This is a genomic window from Candidatus Erwinia dacicola (genome assembly GCF_001756855.1).
Classification (GTDB): Bacteria; Pseudomonadota; Gammaproteobacteria; order Enterobacterales; family Enterobacteriaceae; genus Erwinia; species Erwinia dacicola.
The window spans coordinates 1-2,199 of sequence record NZ_MAYS01000251.1 but is presented as its reverse complement, the minus strand read 5'-3'; the positions used below and the strand labels follow the sequence as shown (position 1 = coordinate 2,199).

At 38.7% G+C, this 2,199-nt stretch carries 2 protein-coding genes; both read left to right on the top strand.

Annotation, left to right across the window (positions count from 1 at the left end; genetic code table 11):
* Nucleotides 1-298: 298 nt before the first annotated feature.
* On the top strand, nucleotides 299-2,011 hold the full coding sequence (locus tag BBW68_RS07660) for an AIPR family protein (protein WP_070134677.1): 1,713 nt from the start codon (nucleotides 299-301) through the stop codon (nucleotides 2,009-2,011).
* A gap of 37 nt (nucleotides 2,012-2,048) precedes the next feature.
* The coding region (locus BBW68_RS16250) for a transposase (RefSeq protein ID WP_148127593.1) at nucleotides 2,049-2,199 on the top strand (151 nt) is incomplete at its 3' end.

The following is a 2,199-nucleotide window of genomic DNA, read 5'->3' as shown; positions in this document are numbered from 1 at the left end:
CCGGTTAAAAACATATCAGAAACGGCATTTTCACATACAAACTCACGCGAAACCGCATCATAAGAGGGATGGGAGGTGATGAAACTCATAGTCAGGCTCCCTCAAAAGAGGCGATTGAATTTCCTAACCATCAAGCTGACATTCTGGGCATACAGTATTCCAATCGCGTCATTCAGCAAGCTATATCCGATTACAAAAACACCATTTTCTAGATTCAAAAGACCTCAAATGGCAGAGACAATGATAAGGCTTATCAGGCATAATACATAGTAAACATCCTTGACCGAAGGAAACTCGCATGTCTTATGTAAGTATCAATGATTTTAAATTACTTAATATTAAATGTCAGAAATATTTCAATCTATTCAGTAAAACTAATAACTTTGCACAACCTGTTAATGATACAAAGCTTCAGCAGCGCATTGGATTTTACTTATTTATGCTGGAATCCCTGTGCAATGAAAAGGATATTGATATTATCAGCGACTTCATTACCGATACTGAATACAACACTCACATTTCAGGACTGCGCTATGAAGACCATGGAATAGACGCATTCTATATAGATGAAGATGCGAAAGAGATAAAGTTATTTAATTTTAAGTTTCGTGAAAACTATAAGCCTGAGCAGAAACAAAGCTTCAATGATGCATTTGTTTCAACCAAACTGGTGAATTGCATCATGAATGACAGCACAAACGGCCTAGAAGGTAAACTTCGGGACTGTGTTAATTCTGCGAATGAAAAACTAAACGGTAACGAAGTATGGAAATTATCCCTCTATATGATCAGCAATGAGGCGGTACCGATAGAACACGACGAAAGTTCCATTCAACAGCTGAAAACCTTCTATGACATGGAAGTTATTTCAGTTTGCATGCCCCAAATCGCAAGTATGATGTCTATACGTCCCGCACCAATAAATGCCGAACTGATAATAGATAATGATGCTTTAATGTCTTACTCAGAAAATTCCATTTCAACATCAAAATCATATGTTGTCAGGTTGAATGCTGCAGATGTTATCAGAATGACGTGCAGGAACGCTGATTTGAGACAGGATCATAACTGTGAGAACATAGACCAGCTTGCTTATGAAAAAATCGACTTTGGTGTGCTCTTTGATAATGTCCGGGGATTGGTTCAACGATCGCGATACAATGCAGCCATTGCTAAAACCTTGCGAGAAGAGCCTGGTAAATTTTTCATGTATAACAATGGATTAACTATTGTTGCTGAAGATATCAAAGCGCATCCAGTTAACGGAAACCGTAAAGTTCGTATAAGCCTAACCGGTGTGCAGGTACTAAACGGGGGGCAGACTCTGAGAACACTTCATGATTTCAATGCCGCAGATAAATCTCATATTACGGATTATCTTTCCGAGAGTGAAATACTTGTTAGGATATTCAATGCATCCAGTAGCGAAACCGCCAATAAAATCGCAGAGTATACAAACAGCCAGAATTCCATATCAAATGTTGACCTGAAATCACTAAGTACGCTGCAAATTCAGCTTGAACAGTTACTCGATGAGCACGGAATAATATACTCAAGAAAAAATGGTGACACTGGCATTGACGATAAAAAAGATTACCGCTATAAAATTAGCATGGAACAGTTTGGCCAAATATTATTTGCTCTGCAGGGCAATCCTGAAAAGTCGTCAAATCAAAAGCAGCACATTTTCGGTAAGTATTACGATGAAATTTTTGATGAAAGAAAATTCAATATTTCTCAAGCTCCAGAAATCATAGAGCGCTACTTCGATATCAAAAAGGCATATGCATCTTCAACTGATAGCATTCAAAAAATTGAACAAAAGATCTTTTACATAATATACATGAGCAGTGTGAGAAAAGATATGAGTTACGAACAATGTATAGAAACCCTTGAACAGATCCTTGAATCATTTGATACCGGGGGAGTTAACCTAACTGATGCTCGAAAAATGATACAGGTACGTTTCAGAGATTATTTAAATACTAGGCTGTGTCCCTTAATCACCTGAGCTATAGTAACTGCCTGTTTCCACAACACATTGAACTATGGCTCGTTACGATCTTTCCGATGAAGCATGGGCTCTCATCCAGCCCTTATTACCAACTGAACCAGTAACACCACGGGCCGGACGCCCATGGGCAGAACACCGTATGATCATCAATGGTATGTTCTGGGTGCTGTTTTCAGGCGCTCCAT

Excerpts from the sequence above, each read along its gene's own strand:
- BBW68_RS07660 (WP_070134677.1), top strand. The coding sequence starts at position 299 with ATGTCTTATGTAAGTATCAATGATTTTAAATTACTTAATATTAAATGT.